Annotated in this window: 22 protein-coding genes; 14 read left to right on the top strand and 8 right to left on the bottom strand. The window is 45.1% G+C overall.

What is annotated here, in order from left to right; translation table 11 throughout:
- Positions 1–16 precede the first annotated feature (16 nt).
- Both ACED25_RS09645 and ACED25_RS09640 read left to right on the top strand, forming a co-directional pair.
- Entirely contained in the window at positions 17–1,003 is a 987-nt protein-coding gene (locus tag ACED25_RS09645; RefSeq protein ID WP_371695169.1) for an SPOR domain-containing protein, read from the top strand.
- A gap of 198 nt (positions 1,004–1,201) precedes the next feature.
- A complete protein-coding gene (locus tag ACED25_RS09640) occupies positions 1,202–2,443 on the top strand; it encodes an NADH:ubiquinone reductase (Na(+)-transporting) subunit B (RefSeq protein WP_371695168.1) in 1,242 nt (413 codons plus the stop codon).
- 91 nt (positions 2,444–2,534) lie between these two features.
- Here the strand turns inward: ACED25_RS09640 and ACED25_RS09635 are convergent, their stop codons facing one another.
- From ACED25_RS09635 to ACED25_RS09620, 4 genes are all read right to left on the bottom strand, one after another.
- Positions 2,535–2,786 (bottom strand): DUF6482 family protein, encoded by a 252-nt coding sequence (locus ACED25_RS09635; protein ID WP_017091425.1) that lies wholly within the window; start codon positions 2,784–2,786, stop codon positions 2,535–2,537.
- A gap of 141 nt (positions 2,787–2,927) precedes the next feature.
- Entirely contained in the window at positions 2,928–4,625 is a 1,698-nt protein-coding gene (locus ACED25_RS09630; protein WP_371695167.1) for a hypothetical protein, read from the bottom strand.
- A gap of 201 nt (positions 4,626–4,826) precedes the next feature.
- Positions 4,827–6,182, bottom strand: coding sequence for a glutathione-disulfide reductase (gene gorA, locus ACED25_RS09625; protein ID WP_009848069.1), 1,356 nt, complete (start codon positions 6,180–6,182; stop codon positions 4,827–4,829).
- Between the two features lie 188 nt (positions 6,183–6,370).
- Positions 6,371–7,210, bottom strand: coding sequence for a 23S rRNA (adenine(2030)-N(6))-methyltransferase RlmJ (locus ACED25_RS09620; RefSeq protein ID WP_371695166.1), 840 nt, complete (start codon positions 7,208–7,210; stop codon positions 6,371–6,373).
- 279 nt (positions 7,211–7,489) lie between these two features.
- Here ACED25_RS09620 and prlC point away from each other — a divergent pair, with 279 nt between their 5' ends.
- A complete protein-coding gene (prlC, locus tag ACED25_RS09615; protein ID WP_371695165.1) occupies positions 7,490–9,532 on the top strand; it encodes an oligopeptidase A in 2,043 nt (680 codons plus the stop codon).
- Between the two features lie 68 nt (positions 9,533–9,600).
- Here the strand turns inward: prlC and asnC are convergent, their stop codons facing one another.
- Positions 9,601–10,065, bottom strand: coding sequence for a transcriptional regulator AsnC (asnC, locus tag ACED25_RS09610; RefSeq protein ID WP_009848066.1), 465 nt, complete (start codon positions 10,063–10,065; stop codon positions 9,601–9,603).
- 126 nt (positions 10,066–10,191) lie between these two features.
- On the opposite strand from asnC, the gene ACED25_RS09605 reads away from it, so the two are divergent.
- The 3 genes from ACED25_RS09605 to ACED25_RS09595 all read left to right on the top strand — a co-directional run bounded on the left by ACED25_RS09605 (position 10,192) and on the right by ACED25_RS09595 (position 14,931).
- A complete protein-coding gene (locus ACED25_RS09605; RefSeq protein WP_371695172.1) occupies positions 10,192–13,299 on the top strand; it encodes an EAL domain-containing protein in 3,108 nt (1,035 codons plus the stop codon).
- 120 nt (positions 13,300–13,419) lie between these two features.
- Positions 13,420–14,199: a class I SAM-dependent methyltransferase gene (locus tag ACED25_RS09600; RefSeq protein ID WP_269337751.1), complete on the top strand. Its 780-nt coding sequence runs from the start codon at positions 13,420–13,422 to the stop codon at positions 14,197–14,199.
- Positions 14,200–14,340: 141 nt separating this feature from the next.
- Positions 14,341–14,931: a hypothetical protein gene (locus ACED25_RS09595; protein ID WP_371695164.1), complete on the top strand. Its 591-nt coding sequence runs from the start codon at positions 14,341–14,343 to the stop codon at positions 14,929–14,931.
- A gap of 137 nt (positions 14,932–15,068) precedes the next feature.
- On the opposite strand, the gene ACED25_RS09590 is transcribed toward ACED25_RS09595, so the two are convergent.
- Together ACED25_RS09590 and uspA are read right to left on the bottom strand one after the other, a co-directional pair.
- The gene (locus ACED25_RS09590; RefSeq protein WP_371695163.1) at positions 15,069–15,959 is read right to left on the bottom strand and encodes a carboxylate/amino acid/amine transporter; all 891 of its coding nucleotides are present in this window, start codon (positions 15,957–15,959) and stop codon (positions 15,069–15,071) included.
- A gap of 52 nt (positions 15,960–16,011) precedes the next feature.
- On the bottom strand, positions 16,012–16,446 hold the full coding sequence (gene uspA, locus ACED25_RS09585) for a universal stress protein UspA (RefSeq protein WP_009848061.1): 435 nt from the start codon (positions 16,444–16,446) through the stop codon (positions 16,012–16,014).
- 189 nt (positions 16,447–16,635) lie between these two features.
- Between uspA and ftnA the strand changes: the two genes are divergently transcribed.
- From ftnA to ACED25_RS09565, 4 genes are all read left to right on the top strand, one after another.
- Positions 16,636–17,163, top strand: coding sequence for a non-heme ferritin (gene ftnA, locus ACED25_RS09580; RefSeq protein ID WP_004735556.1), 528 nt, complete (start codon positions 16,636–16,638; stop codon positions 17,161–17,163).
- Positions 17,164–17,231: 68 nt separating this feature from the next.
- On the top strand, positions 17,232–17,555 hold the full coding sequence (gene uspB, locus ACED25_RS09575; RefSeq protein ID WP_009848060.1) for a universal stress protein UspB: 324 nt from the start codon (positions 17,232–17,234) through the stop codon (positions 17,553–17,555).
- Positions 17,556–17,805: 250 nt separating this feature from the next.
- Positions 17,806–18,999: an NAD(P)/FAD-dependent oxidoreductase gene (locus ACED25_RS09570; RefSeq protein ID WP_371695162.1), complete on the top strand. Its 1,194-nt coding sequence runs from the start codon at positions 17,806–17,808 to the stop codon at positions 18,997–18,999.
- 130 nt (positions 19,000–19,129) lie between these two features.
- Positions 19,130–19,537, top strand: a complete 408-nt coding sequence (locus ACED25_RS09565) for a hypothetical protein (RefSeq protein WP_017099239.1) — start codon at positions 19,130–19,132, stop codon at positions 19,535–19,537.
- 148 nt (positions 19,538–19,685) lie between these two features.
- Here ACED25_RS09565 and ACED25_RS09560 read toward each other — a convergent pair whose 3' ends face one another.
- Entirely contained in the window at positions 19,686–20,579 is an 894-nt protein-coding gene (locus ACED25_RS09560) for a DMT family transporter (RefSeq protein ID WP_371695161.1), read from the bottom strand.
- A 138-nt stretch (positions 20,580–20,717) separates the two neighbouring features.
- Between ACED25_RS09560 and rmuC the strand changes: the two genes are divergently transcribed.
- The 4 genes from rmuC to ubiB all read left to right on the top strand — a co-directional run bounded on the left by rmuC (position 20,718) and on the right by ubiB (position 25,430).
- The gene (gene rmuC, locus ACED25_RS09555; protein WP_102432215.1) at positions 20,718–22,250 is read left to right on the top strand and encodes a DNA recombination protein RmuC; all 1,533 of its coding nucleotides are present in this window, start codon (positions 20,718–20,720) and stop codon (positions 22,248–22,250) included.
- A gap of 65 nt (positions 22,251–22,315) precedes the next feature.
- Positions 22,316–23,095, top strand: coding sequence for a bifunctional demethylmenaquinone methyltransferase/2-methoxy-6-polyprenyl-1,4-benzoquinol methylase UbiE (gene ubiE / locus ACED25_RS09550; protein ID WP_029222994.1), 780 nt, complete (start codon positions 22,316–22,318; stop codon positions 23,093–23,095).
- Positions 23,096–23,193: 98 nt separating this feature from the next.
- The gene (locus tag ACED25_RS09545) at positions 23,194–23,799 is read left to right on the top strand and encodes an SCP2 domain-containing protein (protein WP_052880271.1); all 606 of its coding nucleotides are present in this window, start codon (positions 23,194–23,196) and stop codon (positions 23,797–23,799) included.
- Positions 23,796–25,430: a ubiquinone biosynthesis regulatory protein kinase UbiB gene (gene ubiB, locus ACED25_RS09540; RefSeq protein WP_371695160.1), complete on the top strand. Its 1,635-nt coding sequence runs from the start codon at positions 23,796–23,798 to the stop codon at positions 25,428–25,430. The genes ACED25_RS09545 and ubiB overlap by 4 nt, the downstream gene beginning before the upstream one ends.
- The last annotated feature ends 13 nt before the right edge of the window (positions 25,431–25,443 follow it).

The following is a 25,443-nucleotide window of genomic DNA, read 5'->3' as shown; positions in this document are numbered from 1 at the left end:
GGTTTAAGTGGTGGTTATGAAGTTGACAATGAATGTTGTATGTCGTGCTGTGGTTAGAAATTATCGTATGGGGCTTATTGCTGCATCTCTGTTGGTATCAAGCCAAGTTAATGCCGAATCGGTTCTATGCGATGCGACTCAGGCAAGCACCAATCAGTTACCACAGCTAGAACAATCATGTCCGATTGGTAAAGGTGTTTGGGGCAGTAAAGCGCCTAAACATCATTCAGATAATGAGTTGTTTTGGGTTCAATGTGGTTTGTTGAATAAGCCTTTGTCACTGAGCAAAGCAAAGCCATTGTATGAGAAGATTTCAACTAACGTATGGATGAAGCCCGAAGGTGGAGATTATCGCTGCCTAATTGGTCCTTATTCTACCTTCTCTGATGCGAGAAAAGACTTAGCTCAGGTACGTAAGATTTCTGGGTATGGCGAAGCCTTTATTCGTATGGTTGATAAATCGAAGACCTCTTCTTCACAACCGGTCGTGACCAAAGCAATGAAGTCAAAAACGGCAGAGCCAAAAACGGTTAAGCATCAAGCCTCAGTTAAGGCTAAAGTAGCAGCGAAATCAGCGCCGAAGCCGATAGCTGCTGCTCAAAAAACTGCAGTCGCGAGTGCTGCTGCCATTCAAGCTTTCCCTAGTCATGGTGCAAATTCAGACAATGATCTGAACATTGAAATACGCATGACAGCGAGTGTTGCGGGTAGTAAATATGCGATTCCTTATCTTTTAGGTGATGAACAACAGTTTTATATGGAGCAAGGTAAACCTTGGAGCCGACTCGATTACGACAGTGCCGAATTAGTATGTGGTAAGATTAATATGACGCTGTTGAGTGAAAATCAGTGGCAAAGTCTCTTAGGGTCGAAGGTCATGGAAAATCAGAATTGGCCAATGCACCTGCCTTATTGGGGCGCAGACAAAAAAGGCCTGTTTACTAACGGTAACGTAAACCAGCTTAAAGGCTCCTCACTACTTAATGTGATGTGTGTGAAATAACGAAGACGTGCGTAATATCAAATAAGCCTCAGCCATTGCTGGGGCTTTGTTGTTTATACGCCTTTCTTTTCAATATCAGGTCGATTTCCGGATACTCGGATTTTCAATACAAATTTGATTAAAAATAGCTAAAAATTGTTCAAATAGAGCAGTTGGTGCGTAGAAAACCATAACTCAAGCAATAAGGTGATTGAGATTATGAGTTTGAAGAAACGATTAGAAGACGTAGCCCCGCGTTTTGAAGCCGGAGGTAAATACGAAAAGCTTTACCCTGTCTATGAGGCGTTTGCCACCATCTTTTATACGCCCGGCAACGTAAACCGAGGCTTGACCCACGTTCGAGATAGTATCGATCTCAAGCGAATAATGATTTTGGTGTGGCTAGCGACTTTCCCTGCCATGTTTTGGGGTATGTATAACGTCGGGCACCAGAGTGTCTCGGTACTAACATCCAGTTATCAACTTAACGAACTTACCTCGCTTATAGAGAGCAGTTGGCGCTTATCGTGGGCGTTTGGTGATGCACAGTCCTTAGTCGCAAGCGACTGGGGGCGCCAGATGTTCTTGGGGGCGCTCTACTTCTTACCCGTTTATGCCACCGTATTTGTGGTCGGGGGCTTCTGGGAAGTTTTATTTGCCGTTGTACGAAAACACGAGGTGAATGAAGGCTTTTTTGTAAGCTCGGTACTGTTCGCACTTATTCTTCCGCCAACTATCCCGTTGTGGCAAGCCGCTTTGGGTATCACCTTTGGTATCGTTGTCGCGAAAGAGCTGTTTGGTGGTACAGGGCGAAACTTTCTCAACCCTGCACTGGCGGGGCGAGCGTTTCTTTACTTTGCTTATCCCGCCAACATGTCCGGTGGCTTGGTATGGGTGGCAGCTGATGGTTATTCTGGCGCAACACCGCTCAGCCAATGGTATGAGGGGGGGAGCTCGTCGCTGATCAACAACATGACTGGTGAGGCCATCACTTGGATGGATGCCTTTATCGGTAATATTCCGGGTTCGATGGGCGAGGTTTCTTCATTGCTTATCATGTTGACGGGTCTGATTCTGATTGTCATGAAGCTCGCCTCTTGGCGCATTGTTGCCGGTGTGATTATCGGTCTCGTCGTGACTTCGAGTTTGATGAACTGGATTGGCTCTGATACCAACTCGATGTTCACTATGCCGTTCTACTGGCACTTTGTATTGGGCGGTGTTGCCTTTGGCACTTTCTTTATGGCAACCGACCCAGTTTCTGCCGCGTTTACTAATCAGAGTAAGTGGGCTTACGGGATTCTGATCGGTGTGATGACGGTCGGTATTCGAGTGCTCAACCCTGCTTATCCAGAGGGCATCATGTTGGCGATCTTGTTTGCTAACCTTTTTGCTCCGCTGTTCGACTTTGTAGTGAAAGAGCAAAACATCAAACGCAGGCAGAAACGAACATTGCGCTGATTTCAGTGCAGATAGGGAAAGCGATTCCCATAAGAAAGGCTTGCATCGCTGCAAGCCTTTCAATTTTTATTGCGATTGATTTGAAGTTGATTTAACTCCACTTCAAATCAATCTCGAACGGTTGGGTGTGGCCACAATGCTCACCACACATTTCGTCGTAGGCACTGTTGTGAACCAGCATTGCCGACGCTACGCCTTGGTCGCTAAAGTGGTCGCGTGCTTGGTTAACACTCAAAAACTTCATTGGGTGCTGGTGGTCGTCTTTGATTAACTGCTTTTGCTCGCCAATGATTTGGTAAGCCAAGTAGATCCCGCCTTCAAATGATTCAATGAGTAGATTCATAACAAACTCCATGTTGTTCTCGATAGTTCTTTGTTTCTGTATCTACGTTGATGGTTGTTTGAAGGTTCATGTGTGTTAAAAATGAAAAAACCAGAAGCTCAGCTTCTGGTTTATTAATAAGTAATCAAATTAACTCAAAGGTTAGTTGATTTTCTGCATGATGCTAACACGGCCTGTTGTTGATCCGTCTGGAGTCATTTTACGGCGAGTTAGCAACCCTTCATCCCAGTTGGTACCAGCAGGTTGGTATTCCCATTTAATGATGTATTCTTGATTATTACCATTTGCATCAACAGGACATTTATCTCCTGAACCAGGAATATAACCATTGTCAGTATCATCACAGAAGCGCACAACTGAGTTTAGATCTGTCAGTGTTGCTTTTGATTCACGTCCCGAAATGTTAAACCACCAATAGTCAATCGCAGCAAGCTCTTCATAGGTATACTTCTTGCCTGAGTCTTCAAGATCTGCCGGTGAGTTTGCATTACACTCTTTCCCTGATACGGTAGCGCCCTCAGAGTCAAATACCATTCTCATGACAGCATTTTGTCCATCAGCGCAAATCTGAGTGGTATCCCAAGACCCAGTGAAGTCTACGTACCTTTCGTCGCTAGGTGTTTCTACGTGATAGTAGAAATTCAAACTTTCTTCGATGCGATTCTTTCCACTAGATTCGTTTGATGGGTCGTTTAACTCAGTTTTTGAACGAATTTGTGTGTATATTTTTGTAATTGGGTCATAGCTACCAGAAAGGGTTTCATATTGGTATGAAGGGTCTGCATCGCCTTCATCTCGAGCATCTTCCAGTTTATTTGGCGTGTAGTGGTTGAGGATTTGTTGATTCCCTTCAATGAAAGGTACCTCATCGTAACGTCCTGGCTTAGGTGTGGTATTTTCTTTGCTTTTATCAAGCAGAAGGTAAGAAAACGGAGCGTTTAGAGTGAAGTCTGGGTGAGCTGTTTGATTGCAGCCTGCAGAACTTCCCGTCAATACACAGCTGATGTACTTTTCAGCGTCTGCGTATGACAATAAAGAGTCGCTGTCACTTACAGCAATAAGACCATTGGCTGAATCTTGATAAGTGAAGTAAGGCGTGCCACGTGTATGTTCAAACACAGCTTTAGGGAGCATTTTGTCAGCGTGAACTAACATTGTCTTGTCGTTAGGGCGGTTGTTTGGATCGTTAATATCATACTGTCTCACCATGATTGAGCGAATGAATTGCCCATTTTTCGCTACAAATGGATTGGCATCAGTGCTGCCGCGAACAGTCCCTGATTTTTCTCCGAATGCTTTCTCCATATGAGCCAATGCTTCAGATTCACTAGTAATTGAAGTGACTCCCATCGCTGTCAGGAAGTCTGTAACAGAATCACGGTCATCTAGACTTAGGCTTTTCATCTTCGCTAACGTCGCTGCATCAGGTTCGCGCAGCGCATCTGGAATTGTCAGTACTTCATCAGAAGCGCTACCAGATTGGTTATCTAAAGACTGAAGTAGAATTGCTAAATTTAGAGCTCGGTCGTATTTGCCCGCTGCTTCAAATGGTGTCAGTACATCACGGTTTGATGCTGCCCCTACTTTCAAGCCATTTTCACCACCAATGAAGAAGGTCACCGTGTCGTCAGACTTAGCGGTAAATTCGCCTTCGCTGTTTGTGATGCCCTTTGAACCAGAGCTAGTGCTGTAGTAGATACCTTCAACAGCGGCATCGATAAACTTGTTGGTTGTTGTGGATGGCCCTGTCGGTGTTGTGACACCTGAATTAGAACTGTCGCTACCACAACCTGTTAAAGCCACTGCAATCGCTGCTGCGAGAATACTCACTTTTTTCATTACTCGTACATCCTTCATGTATTAGAGCTAATTGTTTTTTTATGCGTGTAATTTTATAGCGCGCGATTGTAGTTTGATCTTGATTCCAAGTTAAGTATGTAAAATGCTGTTCGGTTAATAAGTATCCCGACCATACGGTAAAAAACAAAAAAAGCCGACATAGGTCGGCTTTTGTATAATATTTCTTTGACTTACAGTGGTTTATCGCATGGTAACGAATTCTTCGCTGCCCGTTGGGTGAATTGCCACAACAGAGTCGAAGTCTGCTTTGGTTGCGCCCATCTTCATTGCAACACCGAAGCCTTGAATCATTTCATCGACAGTGAAACCGATACCGTGTAGGCCAACTACAGTCTCTTCTTCACCAGCACATACTAGCTTCATCTTACAAGGTTGACGGTGCTGAGTGACTGCTGTGTACATTGCAGTAAAACCAGACGTGTATACCTTGATGTTGTCTTTGCCGTATTGCTCTTCAGCTTCTTGAGTCGTTAGACCAATAGTGCCGATAGGTGGGTGGCTGAATACAACAGTAGGTACTAGCGTGTAGTCCATCTTCGCGTTGGTTTGACCGTTGAATAGACGCTCAGAAAGCTGACGACCTGCTTTAACAGCAACGGGTGTTAGCTCAATACCACCTTCCATGATGTCGCCAACACAGTAGATGCCAGGAACGTTGGTTGCTTGGAACTCGTCGACTTTGATGTAGCCACGGTCGTTCGTTGCAACGCCAGTTGATGCTAGGTTGATAGCGTCAGTGGCTGGGTGTCGGCCGATAGCCCAGATTAGGTGGTCAACGTTTTGAGTGTTGCCGTTCTCTAGGTGCAGAGTCAGTGTGCCATCTGCTTCTTTCACTACTTCTTTAGGAACTGAGTGCGTGTGAAGTGTTGGGCCTTCCGCTTCCATTACTTCAACCAGTGTCTCAACGATCATTGGGTCGAAGCTGCGAAGTGGTGACTCTTTACGACAGAACAAGTGTGTCTCTGTGCCAAGTGCACTTAGTACGCCTGCGATTTCTACTGCGATGTAGCCTGCGCCGATTACAGCAACACGCTTAGGTTGCTCCATCAGGTCGAAGAAACCGTTTGAGTCGATACCGTGCTCTGCGCCAGGGATGTTTGGAATGGTTGGACGACCACCCACTGCGATCAGGATGTGATCAGCGGTGTAGTGCTCACCGTTAACTTCAACAGTCTTCTCATCGATAAACTTAGCAAAGCCTTTGATTACGTTTATTTTGTTATTACCAAGAACGCGATCGTAAGATTGGTGGATACGACCAATGTACGCTTGACGGTTTTCAACCAGTTTGCCCCAGTTGAAGCCTTTTACGTCAACGTCGAAGCCGTAGTCTTTTGAATATAGGTTGATTGCTTCAGCAACTTGAGCACCGTGCCACATAACCTTTTTAGGAACACAACCAACGTTTACACAAGTACCACCAAGGTCTTGAGCTTCGATAAGTGCAACTTTTGCACCGTGCATTGCTGCGCGGTTAGCTGATGCGATGCCGCCTGAACCGCCGCCGATACAGATGTAATCAAAATGAGTCGCCATTACTTTCTCCATTTATTGAAGGCTGTGGGTACAGTGAGCGCACTGAACACCTACGTCCTATAGATTCTTAAATTGTCTAATTATTATATTGAGGGCAGATCGGTTGAACTCAATCTCCCTGTTTAAAATTTATTCGTGTACGTCACAATCTGCTGAATATTCGTCAGAGCATGACGTTAAGTTCGAGATTACTCGGGTACGATCCACTCTACTTTGAAGTGACCGGTTGCCGGCGCAATTGCTTCCTTCAAGAATGGAAGAATTTCGTTCATTTGGCTTTCTAGCTTCCAAGGTGGGTTGATAACAATCATGCCTGATGCTGTCATACCACGCTCGTTGGTGTCTGGTGATACGCCAAGTTCGATTTGTAGAATTTTGTTGATGCCTAAGCCTTCAAGTCCTTCGATCATATCTTCGATATCACAGCGATTTACCACTGGGTACCAAATTGCGTAGATACCAGTTGCCCAGCGCTTATGGCTTTGAGCAATCGCAGTCACAACATCACGATACTCTTTTGCCAGCTCATAAGGCGGGTCGATCAGTACCAAACCACGACGCTCTTTTGGTGGCAGGCTGCCCTTCAAGCGCTTAAAACCATCTTCTTTATAGATAGATACCTGACGATCGCGGTGGAACTCTTGCTCAAGCAGCGGGTGATCGGCTGGGTGAAGCTCAGTCAGTACCATGCGGTCTTGGTCACGTAGGTGTGCGCGTGCAACACGTGGTGAACCTGGGTAGAAACGCAGTTTTTCGCCATTGTTGAGTGCTGAGATAGACTCAAGGTAGCTTTGAATGTCTTCAGGAAGTTCTGTTTGTGCCCAGACGCGTGCAATACCTTGTTTGTATTCGCCTGTTTTTTCAGACCATTCATGCGTTAAGTCGTAACGACCTACACCAGAGTGAGTGTCATGGTAAACAAAAGGCTTATCCTTCTGTTTCAAAGAATTAAGAATAAGGCTCTGTACGATATGCTTTACTACGTCGGCATGGTTGCCCGCGTGGAAGCTGTGGCGATAACTTAACAAATTAAACTCTCGTAACACTCTCGAATTAGAGTGTGGTTAGTGTAGGTGGGGTTAATTTGACTATTATAACCCCCAATGGACCATAAGTTCTCAAACAATTCAGGAACAGTCGTTCGCAATATGCAGTTAGTTATTGGTTCTACTATTGAAATTTGCCTTGTTGGGCACTATCTAATAACTATTCGCAGGTGATTTTTTAGGGTGACCCTGAGCCTGATGACTGTAAGACGAGCTCATTACAAAAAAGACGAAAGTCTCTAAAGCCAAAGGAATGTTTATATGTCTAATCCGCTATTAACCTTCACGGACTTACCTCCGTTTTCACAAATCAAACCTGAGCACGTTAAGCCTGCTGTTGAGCAAGTGATTGAAGAGTGTCGCAACAAGATAGAACAAGTACTTGAAGGTAATACTTCACCAAGCTGGGACAACCTCGTTGCTCCGATTGAAGAAGTGGATGATCGTTTAGGCCGTATTTGGTCACCTATAAGCCATATGAATTCTGTGATGAACAGCGACGAACTGCGTGATGCTTATGAGAGTTGTTTACCTGTGCTTTCTGAGTACGGCACGTGGGTTGGTCAACACAAAGGTTTGTTCGAAGCGTATAAAGCGATCAAGGCGAGTGAAGCATTCTCTGCATTAGACCAAGCTCAACAGAAAACGATTACTGACGCACTGCGTGATTTCGAGTTGTCGGGTATTGGCTTACCTGCAGACGAGCAGCACCGTTACGGCGAGATCAGCAAGCGCCAATCTGAGCTAGGTTCTCAATTCTCAAACAACGTGCTTGATGCAACCATGGGTTGGAGCAAGCAGGTAACAGACGTTGCTGAACTGGCCGGTATGCCTGAGTCGGCATTGGCAGCAGCACAAGCCGCGGCAGAAGCTAAAGAGCAGGAAGGTTACCTACTGACTCTAGATATCCCATCATATCTACCTGTGATGACCTACTGTGATAACCAAGAACTGCGTAAAGAGCTGTACGAAGCTTACGTAACGCGTGCTTCAGATCGCGGTCCAAATGCTGGTAAGTGGGACAACACTGAGATCATCACTGAGCAACTTAAGCTGCGTCACGAGATCGCACGCATGCTTGGCTTTAGCACTTACAGCGAAAAATCTCTGTCGACTAAGATGGCAGAAACGCCAGACCAAGTACTTGGTTTCCTTAACGACCTAGCAGTAAAAGCCAAACCGCAAGGTGAGCGTGAAGTAGAAGAGCTACGTCAGTTTGCTGAGAAAGAGTTTGGTGTCTCTGAGCTAAACCTGTGGGACATCGCTTACTACAGCGAGAAACAAAAACAGAACTTGTTCGAGATCTCTGATGAAGAGCTTCGTCCATATTTCCCTGAGTCGAACGCAGTTTCTGGTTTGTTCGAAGTACTAAACCGTGTGTTTGGTATGTCTGTGACTGAGCGTGAAGGTGTGGATACATGGCATGATTCAGTGCGCTTCTTTGACATCGTTGATGCGACAGGCACATTGCGCGGTAGCTTTTATCTAGATCTATACGCACGTGAACACAAACGTGGTGGTGCTTGGATGGATGACTGTCGTGGTCGTCGTATTACTGAATCTGGCGAGCTGCAAACGCCAGTTGCTTACCTAACGTGTAACTTCAACAAGCCAGTTGGTGATAAGCCAGCACTGTTTACTCACGATGAAGTGGTGACCTTATTCCATGAATTTGGCCACGGTATCCACCACATGCTAACGCAAGTTGAAGCGGGCGCAGTTGCGGGTATTAACGGTGTGCCTTGGGATGCGGTTGAGTTACCAAGTCAGTTCCTAGAAAACTGGTGTTGGGAAGAGGAAGCGCTGTCATTTATCTCTGGTCACTTCGAAACGGGTGAAGCCTTACCAAAAGAGATGCTAGAGAAGATGCTAGCGGCGAAAAACTTCCAATCTGCGATGTTTATCCTGCGTCAGCTAGAGCTTGGCCTGTTCGATTTCACACTGCACACAGAATACGATCCAGAAGTCGGTGCTCGCGTACTAGAAACGTTAGCCGACGTTAAGTCTAAGGTTTCTGTATTGCCAAGCCTTGATTGGAACCGCTTCTCACACAGCTTTGGGCATATCTTTGCTGGTGGCTACAGCGCGGGTTACTACAGCTACCTGTGGGCAGAAGTGTTATCGGCAGATGCGTTCTCAGCATTTGAAGAGGAGGGTATCTTCAACACTGAAACGGGTAATCGCTTCCTGAACAACATCCTTGAAATGGGTGGTAGTGAAGAGCCAATGGAGCTGTTCAAACGCTTCCGTGGTCGTGAGCCTCAAATCGACGCGATGCTGCGTCATGCGGGTATCAGCGCTTAATATTGTGCTAGTCAGAATGTGAAAAGAGCCTCCTTGTGAGGCTCTTTTTGTATCGATTTATCAAACGATTATGGATTTACATTGCGGTTGATAGGGTTCTGCAATGAAATCAGTGTCTCAGTCGATTGAACCTCGTCAATCGCCTGCAATTTATCGATCAGTACGAACTGCAACTCTTCGATCGATTTACACATCAGCTTTACGAAAATGTTGTAGGCGCCAGTGGTGTAGTAAGCCTCAACCACTTCATCTAAGGCATTCAGTTTTGCAATGGCTGAGTGGTAGTCGCGAGCTGCGTTAAGGTTGATACCAATAAAACAACACACGTCGTAACCAAGCTTCTTGGTGTTTACCACAACCTCGGTTCGCTCAATAATGTCGGCCGATCTCATCTTTTCGATACGAACGTGAATCGTCGCAGGGCTGACATCGAATTTCTTTGCCATTTCAGCATAAGGCGTGCGCGCATCTTCCATTAAGGTTTTGAGAATGGCACGGTCTAGATCATCCAGACGAGCTGTAGTTGTGGACATGCATAATCCTTAGGGTGAATAAAAAATATACCGGCTTTAGTACACATCATAGCCAAGGGTGATAATATTAGCAGCAACTATAGTGTTAGGGTGAATTCAGTGCGATTTTCGTTGTTTTTGATTGTTATGTGTTGGAGTGCTTTTGTTTCAGCTCAAACAAAAGATGTGTTGGTTATTCACTCTTATCATCAGGGTTTTTTCTGGACTGATGATTTCCACAAAGGATTATCAGAAGAACTGGACCGTGATCGACTATCGTATCGAGTTGTTTATTTGGATAGTAAACGAACTCAAAACCCAGAATACTTAGAGCGCGTTTATCAGCTTTATCACACCAAGTTGATGCATGAAGAATTTGCTGCGGTTGTGGTCAGTGACAATAACGCCCTTAATTTAATGAAGCGCCTTGCGCCCGATCTCAAAGATACGCCAGTAATCTTTGGTGGCATCAACAATTTCTCCCCTGAAATGATTGAAGGTTTGAACGCGACGGGCATTACTGAAGATATTGATTTATTGGGTAATATTGAGCTAATTAAGCGCCTTCAAACAAACGTAAAGAAGATATACATTGTTACTGACCATTCAGTAACAGGTGAGGCTATCCGCTCACAAATTGATCGTTCTATTGAGGCTCACCCCAACTTTTCCGATTTGCTGGAGCACTATGTGCCTGACTCTTACCAAGAGTTAATTGCGTTTTCTCAGCGAACCGATCTAGATCAGAGCTTACTCTTTTGGGCATATTATCGCGATGCTAAAGGTAACGTGAGTAGCGTTGAAGACTGGCGACAATTGAACATTAAAACCCAAATGCCACTGTATATGGTGCACGATTTGGGGTTGGGTTTTGGGGCGATAGGCGGTGTTATTCAAAGTGGTGAAACGCAAGGTCGAGATACGGGACGTGTTTTACTAAAGGTATTAGCAAACCCAAATGAACCTCTGCCTTTAGTCGCACCTGGCGCATCGGAAATTAAACTCGACTACCAACAGATGTCACGCTGGGGGCTGGGAACTGAGAATGAAGCTTCAATTACTTTTCTCAATAAGCCTCAGTCATTCTTGGTGCGTTATCACGATGAAATTCGAACAATAGGTTTGCTGTTTCTGGTTATGTCGTGTGTTATTGCGACCTTGGTTTACTACCTCAACCGCCTCAAGAAAAGTGAGCGTGCTAGCCGACAAAGCCAGCTATTACTGGAGTCGATATTCGATCAAAGTCTACAGTACATGGGTATTCTTGATAAAGGCGGTGTACTGCTGTCGAGCAACAGTAAGCTGCATGAGCTTCTTTATAATCAAGGTTATAAATTAGGAACACCTCTCCAAGAATATTGGGAGGATGCCGCTGGCGAAGCGCTGAAGGAGTATTTTGCAGAAAGGGATGATTATCCAACCCTACGATTTGAGGCGGAGGTATGGTGCCGTGATCGTGGTGGAATGGTGCTAGATATCTCTTTAAAGCCGATGCCGAGCAGTGAAGAGGACACCATTCAGTTCTTATTTGAAGCTCGTGATGTTACCTCACGAAAGCTTGCTGAGAACAAATTATTCCAACGTGAAGCGAATCTCAAACTGTATTACGACAAGCAGCCGGTGATGATGATTACACTGGATGTCAATAATCGCATTCAGCAAGTGAACCAGTTTGCTGAAGAATTACTAGGTTATCCACTTGATCTGCTTTTGGGGCATCGCCCTAGAGAATTTTATGTGGATGAGAACGCGATGATTCCTCGTCATATCTTGTTGCAACCACAGCACAAAATTCGCGGCGTGTGGCGTCGTGATATCGAGTATCGTCATGCGGACGGTAGAACGATCTGGATTCGTGAAAATATTCGTCCATTGGTCGACTCGGGTCAGCTGTTGATTGTGGGAGAGGATATTACTGAAACCCGCGAACTTTCTGAAAAGTTAGAATACCAAGCGCGTTATGACCTGCTTACAGACACTTTCAACCGCAACCACTTTGAGCAAGAGCTACAAAAGGCGCTGAAAGAGGTCGAGAGTCATATGAGAACTCATGCGATGTTGTTCTTAGATTTGGACCAATTGAAAGTATTGAACGATACTGCTGGGCATGAAGCGGGTGATGCCGCGATCTTATTTAGCGCTAATCTGATAGAAGATGTGCTTCCTTACAATGCTGTGTTAGCTCGGATGGGGGGAGATGAGTTTGCGGTATTAATCAAAGACTGTACTGAGCGAGATGCTGTCAATGTCTGTCACAGTATTATATCGATGATGAGTGAGAATCCATTCTTATGGGGTGATATTCACCTCAATCTTACTTGTTCTATCGGAATTCGATTGATTGACCATACTGCCGCTTCATCACAAATGGTGCATGCACAGGCGGATGCCGCTTGCCATGCCGCTAAAGAGGAAGGGCGAAATCGTTATCACCTTTATCATCTAGATGATGAAGATCTGCGCCGTCGCCATTTAGAAATGGAATGCGTTAACTTGGTACACGAAGCCTTAGCCAATGATCGCTTGGAGTTATTTGCCCAACGTATTCTTGGCCTAGAGGAAAATAGCAACAAAATGCACTTTGAGATACTGGTGCGGATCAAGAACGTCCAAGGTGAGTACATTTCACCGGGGATCTTCATGCCAGCTTCCGAGCGCTATAACATCGCGCATTTGATTGATCGCCAAGTCGTCAGTCAGACGTTGAATTGGTTGGAGCAACGCCCACATCTCGTTGATGATTTAGGGATGTGTTCGATAAACCTTTCTGGTCACTCGATGGGTAACCGAGAGTTTGTTGAATTCTTGATTGAAAGTTTGGCGAACTCATCAGTGCCTTGCCATAAGATTTGTTTAGAGATCACTGAAACGGCCGCCATGAGTAATATGAAGCAGGCAATCAACTTCTTTACTCGAATTAAAGAGCTCGGCTGTTTGATTGCTCTGGATGATTTTGGTTCAGGCTTGTCGTCATTCGGATATCTGAAGGCATTACCTGTTGATATTGTGAAAATTGATGGCCTGTTTGTGCGTGATATTGATGTTAACGAGATGGACTATGTGATGGTTCGTTCGATCAATGATTTAGCGAAGCAGATGGGCAAGCACACGGTAGCTGAGTTTGTTGAAAATACTCAGGTTCTCGATAAGTTGATTGAACTCGGTGTTAACTACGCTCAGGGCTATGTTATTGGCCGACCGAAGCCACTGGCCGAGCTTGTTGAAGAGTTAAGGCAAGAACGAGAGATAGAGTAATTGGTTTAGGTAAGCCGACCGAGCTGTGAATACTTTTCACCGCTAATATGTATTGTGGAGGCAATCAGGTAAACTGGTTGCCTCTTTTATTTTGAATACCACTGTCTGTTGGAGACGACCTTGCAATTACAACTGATTTGCGAAGATGCTACCCAAATCGATCATTTAAATGACTTAGCGACCCGTTGGAATTTATCTCATGATGAAAGTAGCGAGTTTGCTTTGGTACTGACTCGCGAGCGACTTGAGCTACGTAAAGTCGATGAACCTAAGCTTGGCGCTATTTTTGTTGATTTAGTCGGAGGCGCAGTCGGTCACAGACGTAAGTTTGGTGGTGGTAAAGGTCAGGCAATTGCTAAGGCGGCAGGTCTAAACAAAGGCGCAACGCCAACTATTCTTGATGGTACAGCAGGCTTAGGGCGTGACGCATTTGTATTGGCTTCGTTGGGCTGTAAAGTGCAGATGGTAGAGCGACATCCAGTTGTGGCTGCATTATTGGATGACGGCCTGCAGAGAGCACAAAAAGACCCAGATATCGGCGGTTGGGTTAGCGAACGTATGAAGTTGATTCACGCTTCAAGTCACGACGCGCTGGATAAACTTAGCAACGACCCTAACTTCGAACAGCCTGATGTGGTGTACCTCGATCCTATGTACCCACATCCAGAGAACAAGAAGAAGTCGGCTTTGGTTAAGAAAGAGATGCGAGTATTCCAATCTTTGGTTGGCGCCGATCTGGATGCCGATGGCTTGTTTGAGCCTGCGATGAAGTTGGCAACGAAGCGCGTTGTGGTCAAAAGACCGGATTACGCAGCATGGTTAGACGAGCAAAAACCGAGCATGGCAATCGAAACTAAAAAGAACCGTTTTGATGTGTATGTGAAAGCATCAATGACTTAATTGAAGCATCAATAACTTAGATACACACTAAGAAAATTTCCCGTCATAAATACGATAAATCACCATTTAACACTTGCGATAGTCGCGTTACGGATGTATATCTAACTAAGAATCATTATTATTCTTAGCTGGAGTTGTAGCATGGCTAAACGCTTTTGTAAGTTAAACCGTCGAGATATCACTGAACACCTAGGAGAGATCCACAGCTTGGTTACTGAACCTAAATTTGTGTGTCGTTCTTGTGCGCGTTCTTCGGCGGATCAAGCGAACCTATGCAAACCAACCGCAATTCCACCTCTTGGCTGTCAAAATAAACCCGTTGAAGAAAAAGCCGCATGCGGCCTACTAGCGGAAACATTACCTGCACCCGAGCTATCACTTGCTGAAATCAACGAGACCCTTGAACCTGTTGTTCAAATGTTCGATCCAGCCGTTGCTGATATTGCCGCTGATGTTGTAGATAAAAAAGCATCACAGAAAAAAGCCAAACTGAAAAAACGAATCGCTAATGCGAGTTGTGATGAAAAAGCCGATCTCAAGCGAGCGAAGAAAGCGGCCAAAAAACAAGAGAAGTACAACAAAAAACTCGCGAAGATGATTAAGAAGCAGCAAAAGCTGTTTAAGAAAAGTCAAAAACTGGAAAGTCACCTTGAACGTATCAACCTACAACTTGATGACGTCGCTTTCACTGAAACCAAGACTCAGGTAGTGAGCCATAGTCACATTCACTGAAACTGGTACGGATAACTTATTGCTACAACGATGATTTAAAAAGAGCGACCTAAGGTCGCTCTTTTGCTTTTTGGGGTTATCCGAGCCAATTCATTTAGCTCTGTTCATTTAGCTTAGTTTAGTTTAGTTAACTAAGCTCAGTGAAAGCGGTTAGGCGTTGCTTGTGGATCTCGCACACGCTTTTTCACCCATGTCTCGTTGACGAACAGAGAGAACAAGATAACCGCGCCGCCAATGGCCAATCGAACCAAGTCGACGTCTCTGTTCCAAATCAGGATGTTCACTACAAGGCCGGCTGGAACTAAGGCGTTGTTCATTACAGCCAGTGCCCCAGCATTCACCATGCATGCACCTTTATTCCACATAAAGTAACCTAGCCCCGAAGCAATCAAGCCAAGGTAAATCAGGATGCCCCATTGAAGCGTGGTCGTTGGCAACTTCTCAGGGTTACCTAAGAGTATGAAAGCAACCGAAGCGACGCATAACGCACCCAAATAGAAGTAACCAAATACTGTGCGCTGAGGTAACTCTGTCGATTCCTTCTCCATCACTACTTTGTAAGCAACTTGGCCGATAGCAAAGCACAGGTTTGCACCTTGGACTACGAGGAAACCGACTAAAAAGTTTTCGTTGATACCCGCGAATTTAATGAATACAGCGCCCAATACAGCAATCGCCGCTGTCACTAAATACCACGGAGAGAATTGTCCTTTGAGGAAGTCATAAATAAGTGTGACGTAAATTGGGGTAAAAACGGTAAACAGAAGGACTTCAGGAACGGATAGCAGCAAGAAAGATTGGTAATAGAAGCAGTACATCAGCCCAAGCTGGATACCACCAATCGTCATCAACTTAGCGATCAGCTTACGCGAGATACCTCGAAACTTCAGGAAAGGAAGAAATACAATGCCAGCAAGGGCAACACGCATTAATACAGAGAACCAAGAATCAACCTGACCAGCAAGGTAAACGCCGATCAGGCTAAAAGAGAAGGCCCATAAGAGGGTAACACTAGCTAAATAGCTCATATAAAAACTTCGTTAATAAGATATGAGCTGTATGTTACCTAACCTTAATTCATTAGTCTTCTGAATCTCTTAGAGGCACGACCAGCATATCAACCGGCGAGGCATTGATCAGTTGTCGTGTTGAAGAGAGCAGTTTGCTCCAGAAGTCTTGATGGTGCCCACAAACCACTAAATCAACATTGAATTCATTGATGGTGTCACACAGTTCATGACTCAGGTCGCCGCTGCCCACTAAGGTGTGGGTGATAGGGTATTGAGCGTGTTCTGCAAAATTTTGTAGCTGAACTCGAGATGCTTCCATCGCGTTGTGTTGGGTTTCTGCCATGTTGATATCAATAAGGCCGGTATAGAGCTCTGCATAATTAATATCGATATGGATAAAAGAGACTTTGGCTTCCAATGGCTTAGCCAATGCTACCGCTTTATCCACAAGTAATTTGCTGTCATCTGATAAATCGACTGCGACCAAAATATGTTTGTAACTCATATCGCTACCTCTTCTATTCATTGCCTAACTAAAGACTAGCACTATGCAATGCCTTTTTTTGCTGAAGTGATCTCATATCCACTGTCTTGCGTAATGTTTGCTCGAAATATTGGTTAACTAATGGCCTGCGAGATATTCATAAAATAGTGATATAGTAGAGAAAACTGAAGATGTAATTAGGAGTCTTAAATGCTATCAAAAACTATGGTAGAGCAACTGAACGATCAAATTAATCTAGAATTTTTCTCATCCAACCTATACTTACAAATGAGTGCTTGGTGTGAAGACAAAGGATTTGAAGGTGCAGCAGAGTTTCTGCGTGTTCATGCAGTCGAAGAAATGGAACACATGCAGCGTCTTTTTACTTACGTAAGTGAGACAGGTGCAATGCCAATTTTAGGTGCGATTGAAGCGCCAAAACATGAATTTGATAGCCTTGGGGCTGTGTTCCGTGAAACTTACGAACATGAGCAAATGATTACTCAAAAGATCAACAAACTGGCTCACGTTGCTTTCAGCACACAAGATTACTCAACCTTTAACTTCCTGCAATGGTACGTTGCAGAGCAACACGAAGAAGAGAAGTTGTTTAAAGGTGTATTGGATAAGCTAGAGCTTGTTGGTGAAGACGGTAAAGCACTGTTCTTTATTGATAAAGACCTAGCGCAATTGGCAAAAGATGGTTCATCTTCAATTATGGAAGCTCCTGCCGTTTAGGTAGTACGAGAAAGACACTGATTATCTTTTTCTTTTGAGTTTTCTTATGAAGATGTAAGGAGGAAAGGATGATCAGCGGCGACACTATTCTATTTGCACTAATGGTTGTGACTTGTGTGAACTGGGCGCGTTACTTTACTGCGCTAAGAACACTCATTTATATTATGCGAGAAGCACACCCTCTACTATATCAACAAGTAGATGGAGGCGGTTTTTTCACAACCCATGGCAATATGACCAAACAGGTTCGCCTGTTTAGTTACATCAAAAGCAAAGAGTATCACCACCATCACGACGAAGTTTTTACGTCGAAGTGCGATCGTGTAAGGCAGTTATTCATACTCTCTTCTGCTCTGTTAGGTGTAACCTTGCTGTCTTCTTTCATCGTCTAAGTCATTTAGTACGATTGAAGTAGAGCTTAGATTTTTGGTGTAAAGCTTCGGTTGTTGGTTCGCCAAGCCAAACAGTGGCTTGCTGCTGTCTGCAAATTGTACAATTGAACATCAATTGCAAAGTTTAAAATTGCCGCTAAAATAGCGAGCAATTAGTAAGGATGTGCTGTTTATGCACATCCTTTTTTATTGATGGCATTTCGAGAACAGGGCGTACTCGGGCTGCACAAGTGAAGAAAAGCAGAACCACATGAGTGAAAAATTTGATGTAATCGTAATTGGTGCGGGTGCCGCGGGCTTAATGTGTGCTGCGGAAGCGGGCAAACGCGGCCGACGAGTGCTGGTGGTTGATCATGCAAAGAAACCAGGCAGAAAAATTTTAATCTCAGGTGGCGGCCGTTGTAACTTCACTAACTATGATGTTTCAGCCAACAACTTCCTGTGTAACAACCCTCATTTCGTGAAGTCAGCTTTATCTCAATACACCAACTGGGATTTTATCTCGATGGTGAGCAAGTACGGCATTGAGTTCGAAGAGCGCGATCACGGCCAGTTGTTCTGTGTGAATGACCACACAGCAAAAGACATCGTGAGCATGCTGCTTGACGAGTGTAAGCAGGCGAAAGTTGAACAGCGTTACCGTTGTGATGTTCACTCTATCGAAAAAACTGATTCTGGCTTCAAGATGCACCTCAATACTGACGAAGTTGAGTGTGACTCGCTAGTTGTGGCGACAGGCGGTTTATCTATGCCTAAGCTAGGCGCAACGCCATTTGGCTATAAGATTGCCGAGCAGTTTGGTTTGTCTGTAATGCCAACTACTGCAGGTTTAGTGCCATTCACTCTGCATAAAGAAGACAAAGAAGCTTTCGCTGAGCTTTCTGGTATCGCTATTCCTGCTGAGATCACAGCGCAAGATGGCACTTTATTTAAAGAAGCGTTGCTGTTTACGCACCGCGGCTTATCTGGTCCTTCGGTACTACAAATCTCTTCATTCTGGAAAGCGGGTCAATCGGTTTCTATCAACCTAGTACCTGAAGTAGACGTTGCTGAGCTGCTTGAAAATTCTCGCGAGAAACACCCAAATCAGAGCCTGAAAAATACCTTGGCGAAAGCACTACCAAAGCGTTTTGTGGAAGTGCTGATTGATCGTAAAGAGCTTGAAGACAAGCCGCTTAAACAGTTCAACGAAAAGCAGCTTAGTGGCATCGTTGAGCACCTAGAGAACTGGAAAATTGCACCAAATGGCACGGAAGGTTATCGAACTGCCGAAGTGACTCTAGGCGGAGTGGATACTGATCACCTATCTTCGAAAACCATGGAGTGTAAGAGTGTGTCTGGCCTCTATTTCATCGGTGAAGTAATGGACGTAACGGGTTGGTTAGGGGGCTATAACTTCCAATGGACGTGGTCGTCTGGGTGGGTTGCAGGCCAAAGCGTATAGCATACTGGCGATAGCACTGGCTAAGCTTATTCATTTAGAACATTTTCAGTCAGTAGAAAGAATGACTTCGTCACAAATGATAAAGATTATAAGTGATTGATGTTTTAATTATTTAAATGAGGGGTTTGCAATGAATCAGACAAAAGTAAAAAGCATTCTATTGGCAGCAGGAGCGATGAATGTTGGTGCTGTTTTACTGTTTTCACGCTTTTTTACGAATAGTGCCATTAACGAAGCCGATCCCGTTGTAATGTCGAACTTTGGATTGATTATGATCGTCGTTTGGGGTCTAGCGTACCTTGGGGCTGCAACAATCAATGCGAACATCAAATATCTTGCTGGTGCTTTCTTTATTGAAAAGTTGGTTTATGTGGTTGTTTGGGTGAATTGGCTTTCCAATAATACGCTATCACCAGTATATGAAGCGGATACGATGGCTGGCGTGTTTTACACAATTTATGGCGTAAATGATTTTATATTTATGATCTTGTTTTTCATGATATTTAAGTCCAAATTTGATATGAAAAACAACGGTTGAATATCGAACATTGAGACTTACAACTTAATGTTATCTTACAGAAAAATGGCGAGTCATATGACTCGCCATTTTTGTATCTAACATCTAATTGAGAAAATTAGACTATATCGATAGCTTTTCGTGCTCAATCGAGTCTTTTAGCTCTTATTTACGTAGGGTTTTTCTTTGAAAACTTGATCTGTTGAATCACCAAACCAGCAATGATTAGCAGTAAGCCAAACAGTGTCGCTGGGTGAATCTCTTCGCCAATGATGGTTGAAAGTAGCATTAGCGAAATAAACGGTGAGGCAAAAATTAGGTTGCTGATACGTGCCGTATTGTTGGTTAGCTTGAGTGCTGATAGCCACAAGACAAAGGTAATGCCCATCTCGAACAGGCCAACATAAGTCACAGCCATCCAACCTTTCGCTGTGATTTGGCTAAAACTCTCGCCTTCGTAAATGGTTAAACCGATCGCGAAGGGCAATGCCACTAAGAACCCAAGCAGTACACCCACCACGGGATCAGCCTTGTTTTTGGTGTTGAGAATCCAGTATCCCGCCCAAAGCAAAGTTGAAAGCAGCGCTAGCGCCACACCGAGTGGGCTATCGAACTGCATGCCTAACACGTCGCCTTTGGTCGCAATAACTACCACACCCGCATAGCTGAAGGTACACGCAATCCAATCTTGTTTACGAATCTTTTGTCCCAGAAAAACCGCTGCCATTAGAGTCAGCGTGATCGCCCAGCTGTAGTTGATGGCTTGAGCTTGTGAAGCGGGAAGCAGGTCGTATGCTTTGAATAGAATCAGGTAATAGGCCAATGGGTTGACCAAGCCGAGCAGTAAGTAATACCAAGGGTTTGAAAGAAACGTGGTACTCAGCTGAGAAAGCTTACCTTGAAACGCGCAGACTGCGATCAGCGCAATCGACGACACAATGCTAGCGATAGTCAGCATTTGAATAGGTGAAAACTCAGCAAGGGTCAGCTTAAAAGCAGTAGCGACCGTTGACCACAGCAGTACTGCGGAAAGGCCAAAGCCTAAGGCACGACGTTCGTTCATGGCAACTCATTCTAATTTGATGGGACAGAATACGGAGCGCCTAGTCTATCTGTCGAATTTTAACACGGCAAACTGGACATTTATCCAGTATCAAAATACCATTTAATGAGTTATTTCCAATTAGGCTAAATCATTATCATGCAATGGATTATCGAACATCAGGCAACGCTTATTGCTGCAATTTCTGGCGCGCTCGTCAGCGGTGGCGTCGTGGGTTGGTGGATTAAACAGAAGCTCTCTTTTCAGCAGCGATTGCTCGAGCAGCAACTAGAGTCCGATCGTTTGTTGCATGAATCTCAGCAAGCTCAGCTCAAATCATCACTCGCAGAGGCGCAACAAGAACTCAATGAGTTAGATGATGACCGAGACAAAGCGGCATTCGAGCTCAAGCAAGCACACGGTAAGGTGATGGCTGCGATGGAAAAGCTGCGCTACTTTGAGGCAGTAAAGCAAGAGCGCCAGCAGTACGCTGATGAGATCAATGTGCTTAAGGATCATAAGTCTGAATTAGAAGCCGAGCTGCGCGAACAAGAAGCAAGGCATGATCAAGAAAACCTCGCCAATAGCGAAAAGCTGCAGTTGCTAGAACAAGCTGAATCTCGACTTAAGCAGCAGTTTGAATTGTTAGCGAACCAACTTTTTGAGAGTAAAACCGCCAAGGTAGATCAGCAGAACAAGCAGAGCCTAGAAGGTTTGTTGTCTCCACTAAGAGAGCAGTTGGAAGGCTTTAAGAAGCAGGTTAACGATAGCTTTAGCCAAGAAGCCAAAGAGCGCCATACCTTAGTGCATGAGCTGAAAAACCTGCAGCGCCTTAATGAAAGCATGACGCGTGAAGCGGTTAACCTGACTCAAGCACTAAAGGGCGATAACAAACAACAAGGTAACTGGGGTGAAGTGGTACTGGCTCGCGTGCTTGCTGAATCAGGGCTGCGCGAAGGTCACGAATACCAAACGCAAGTGAACCTACAGAACGATGCAGGTAAGCGCTATCAGCCGGATGTGATTGTCCATTTGCCACAAGATAAGCAAGTAGTGGTGGATTCTAAAATGGCATTGGTCGCGTTTGAGCGTTACTTCAATGCCGAAACCGATCAACAGCGTGATGCCGCATTGCGTGATCATTTGGCTTCATTGCGAGCGCATATTAAAGGCTTGAGCCAGAAAGATTATCATCAGCTCAAAGGCATACAGAGCCTGGATTACGTGTTGATGTTTATCCCGGTTGAGCCAGCATTCCAAGTGGCGATTCAGGCTGATCCTAGCTTGGTGAAAGATGCGATGGAGCAAAACATCATCTTGGTCAGCCCAACCACCCTGCTGGTGGCACTGCGTACCATTGATAATCTTTGGCGCAACGACAGACAGAACCAAAATGCACAAGTTATCGCGGAACGTGCGAGCAAGCTTTACGACAAGCTGCGCCTGTTTGTTGATGATATGGAAGGCCTTGGCAGCTCACTTGATAGAGCCAACCAAAGTTATCAAGGGGCGATGAATAAGCTAGTGACAGGGCGAGGCAACGTGATTCGTCAGGCCGAAAGCTTCAAGCAATTGGGTGTTGAAGTGAAGAAACCGATCTCGATTGGTTTGGCTGAAATGGCGCAAAATGAGGCTTTTTCAGAAAATGCCTCCTTAGTAGAAAGACAACCTGCTGAGGATAAAGTAAACTAATCGGCCGCAGCGCCTCTAAAGAGAGAGTGTACTGTCGATGAGAACTTACCATGGTAGATAACAGCATTATGGACACAAGCGTGCAGACAAATTCAGCAGTAGAGTCAGAAACCACACACTTTGGTTTCGAAACAGTCGCGAAAGACCAAAAAGTCGCGAAAGTAGCAGAGGTATTTCACTCTGTAGCCGCTAAATACGACATCATGAATGACTTAATGTCGGGTGGTGTTCACCGCTTGTGGAAGCGATTCACGATTGATTGCAGTGGCGTGCGCCCTGGTCAACGTATCCTCGATCTTGGTGGTGGTACTGGTGACCTTACTGCGAAATTCTCGCGTATCGTTGGTGAAAAAGGCCACGTGGTTCTTGCTGATATCAACAACTCAATGCTGAATGTTGGCCGTGATAAGCTGCGTGATAGCGGCATTGTTGGCAACGTACACTATGTACAAGCGAACGCTGAAGAGTTGCCTTTCCCGGATAACTACTTCGATTGCATTACCATCAGCTTCTGTCTGCGTAATGTAACCGATAAAGACCAAGCGCTGCGTTCAATGTACCGCGTGCTTAAGCCGGGTGGTCGTCTGTTGGTTCTTGAGTTTTCTAAGCCAGTGCTTGAGCCACTATCAAAGGTTTACGACGCATACTCTTTCCACCTATTGCCAAAAATGGGTGAGCTGATTGCTAACGATGCAGACAGCTACCGTTACCTTGCAGAATCTATCCGCATGCACCCTAACCAAGAGACTTTGGAAGGCATGATGCAGGAAGCGGGTTTCGAGAATACTAAATATTTCAACCTAACGGGCGGCATTGTTGCGCTGCACCGCGGTTACAAGTTCTAGTCGAACTTGGTAGCAGGCTCGTTGAGCGTGCTAAACAATAAGAATAAAGACAGAACGGATAGGTTAAGGCTTATCCGTTTTCAAAGGTAAGGACAGTCATGCCATTTGATCCATTGGTCACCGCGGTTATTGAAACCTCTTTAAATACTTTCGTGAACGATGATCCAGCTTTGGTTCGTCGTTTGTCTCGTTTAAAGGGGCAGATCATTCAAGTTAATTTGAAAGAGTTGAATAAAACACTCACTTTCGTTTTCAGCCAACAAATTGATGTGTTGTCGGAATACGAAGGGCAGCCTGATTGCTACCTATCTTTGAATTTATCGGTGTTACCGGAACTGCGTGAGCAATCGAACATCACCAAGCTGATCAAGCAAGATAAGCTGATCTTAGAGGGTGACATTCAACTGGCTCAGAAATTCGCTCAACTGATGACAGACTGCAAGCCTGACTTGGAAGAGTGGTTATCGCGCGTAACGGGTGATGTGGTTGCTCATACCTTGGTCCAAGGCGTTAAAAACGTCGGTGGTTTTGTGGCAAAGCAAGCCACCAAACATCAAAGCCATGTTGCTCAAGTTCTGACTGAAGAGTGGAAGATCGCACCAGCGCCATTAGAAGTCGCGCACTTTTGCGATCAGGTTGATGACGTGAAAAGCTCTGCAGCACGTCTTGAAGCTAAGTTGAACGCTCTGTTGGAGAAAGCATGACCCCAACAGAACTGAAACGTCTTTATCATATTATCAAGGTACAGTTGGAATATGGCCTTGATGAGTTGATGCCAGAGCACCAATTGACCAAAGCCCCTTTGCTGGCGCGAAAGTCGCTGTTTTGGCTTAAGAACAAGCATCAAGATAAAGAGTTGGGTCATCGCTTACGTCTCGCGCTGCAAGAGCTTGGGCCTGTGTGGATCAAGTTCGGACAGATGATGTCGACGCGTCGCGATTTGTTCCCTCCTCATATCGCCGATCAACTGGCACTGTTGCAAGACCAAGTTGCGCCATTCGATGGTCAATTGGCTAAACAAGATATGGAAAAGGCGCTCGGTGGCAGTTTAGATAACTGGTTTACCGACTTTGATATCGAGCCTCTGGCTTCTGCTTCTATCGCTCAGGTGCATACCGCAAAGCTTAAAAAGAGCGGTCGTGAGATTGTTCTCAAGGTAATTCGACCTGATATTCGCCCGGTGATTGACGCAGATCTAAAACTGATGCACCGAATGGCGCGTATAGTCGCTAAGTCGCTTCCTGAAGCACGTCGTTTGAAACCGGTTGAAGTCGTTCATGAGTACGAGAAAACCTTACTTGATGAACTAGACCTGCGCCGCGAGGCGGCCAATGCGATTCAACTTCGACGTAATTTTGAAGGCAGTGAAGAGCTGTATGTTCCAGAGGTTATCCCTGATTTAAGCAGTGAAACCTTGATGGTGTCAGAGCGAATCTATGGTATTCAGGTTTCAGATATTGAAACGCTAAACGCCAACGGCACCAACATGAAATTGCTCGCGGAACGTGGCGTGACGGTCTTCTTTACCCAAGTATTCCGAGACAGCTTTTTTCATGCAGACATGCACCCAGGCAACGTATTCGTTAACCCTGAAAATCCAGATAACCCTCAGTGGATTGGTTTGGATTGTGGCATTGTCGGCACACTCAACAGTGAAGATAAGCGCTATTTAGCAGAGAATCTGCTGGCTTTCTTCAACCGAGATTATCGTAAAGTCGCTGAGCTGCACGTGGATTCGGGGTGGGTGCCACACGACACCAACGTCAACGACTTTGAGTTCGCGATTCGCATGGTGTGTGAGCCAATTTTTGCAAAACCACTTGGCGAGATCTCATTTGGCCATGTGTTGCTAAACTTATTTAATACAGCAAGACGTTTCAACATGGAGGTTCAGCCTCAGTTGGTGCTTCTGCAGAAGACCTTGTTGTATGTGGAAGGCCTAGGTCGCCAGTTGTACCCGCAGCTTGATCTGTGGGCAACCGCCAAGCCTTTCCTTGAAACCTGGATGATGAATCAGGTAGGGCCGCAAGCTGTGATCAACGCAGTAAAAGAGCGCGCGCCATTCTGGGCAGAAAAACTGCCAGAGCTGCCAGAGCTGCTTTATGACAGCTTACGCCAAGGTAAAGCGATGAACCACAGAATGGATCAGCTTTATCAAGGTTACCGAGATAGTAAGCGTCAGCAAGCAACTGGAAAGTTTTTGTTTGGCGTTGGAGCCACTTTAGTCGTATGCTCCGCAATATTAGTTTCAAGCCCTTATGAGCAGCTATCTATGGGCTGTGGCATCGCAGGTGTCACATTTTGGTTGCTTAGTTGGCGAGCTTACCGTCGTTAGACAGTAGACTCTC

Source organism: Vibrio sp. 1F263 (genome assembly GCF_041439035.1).
GTDB classification, from domain to species: domain Bacteria; phylum Pseudomonadota; class Gammaproteobacteria; order Enterobacterales; family Vibrionaceae; genus Vibrio; species Vibrio tasmaniensis_A.
Note: the sequence above shows the minus strand (reverse complement) of the source record. Positions and strands in the feature narration are given on the sequence as shown.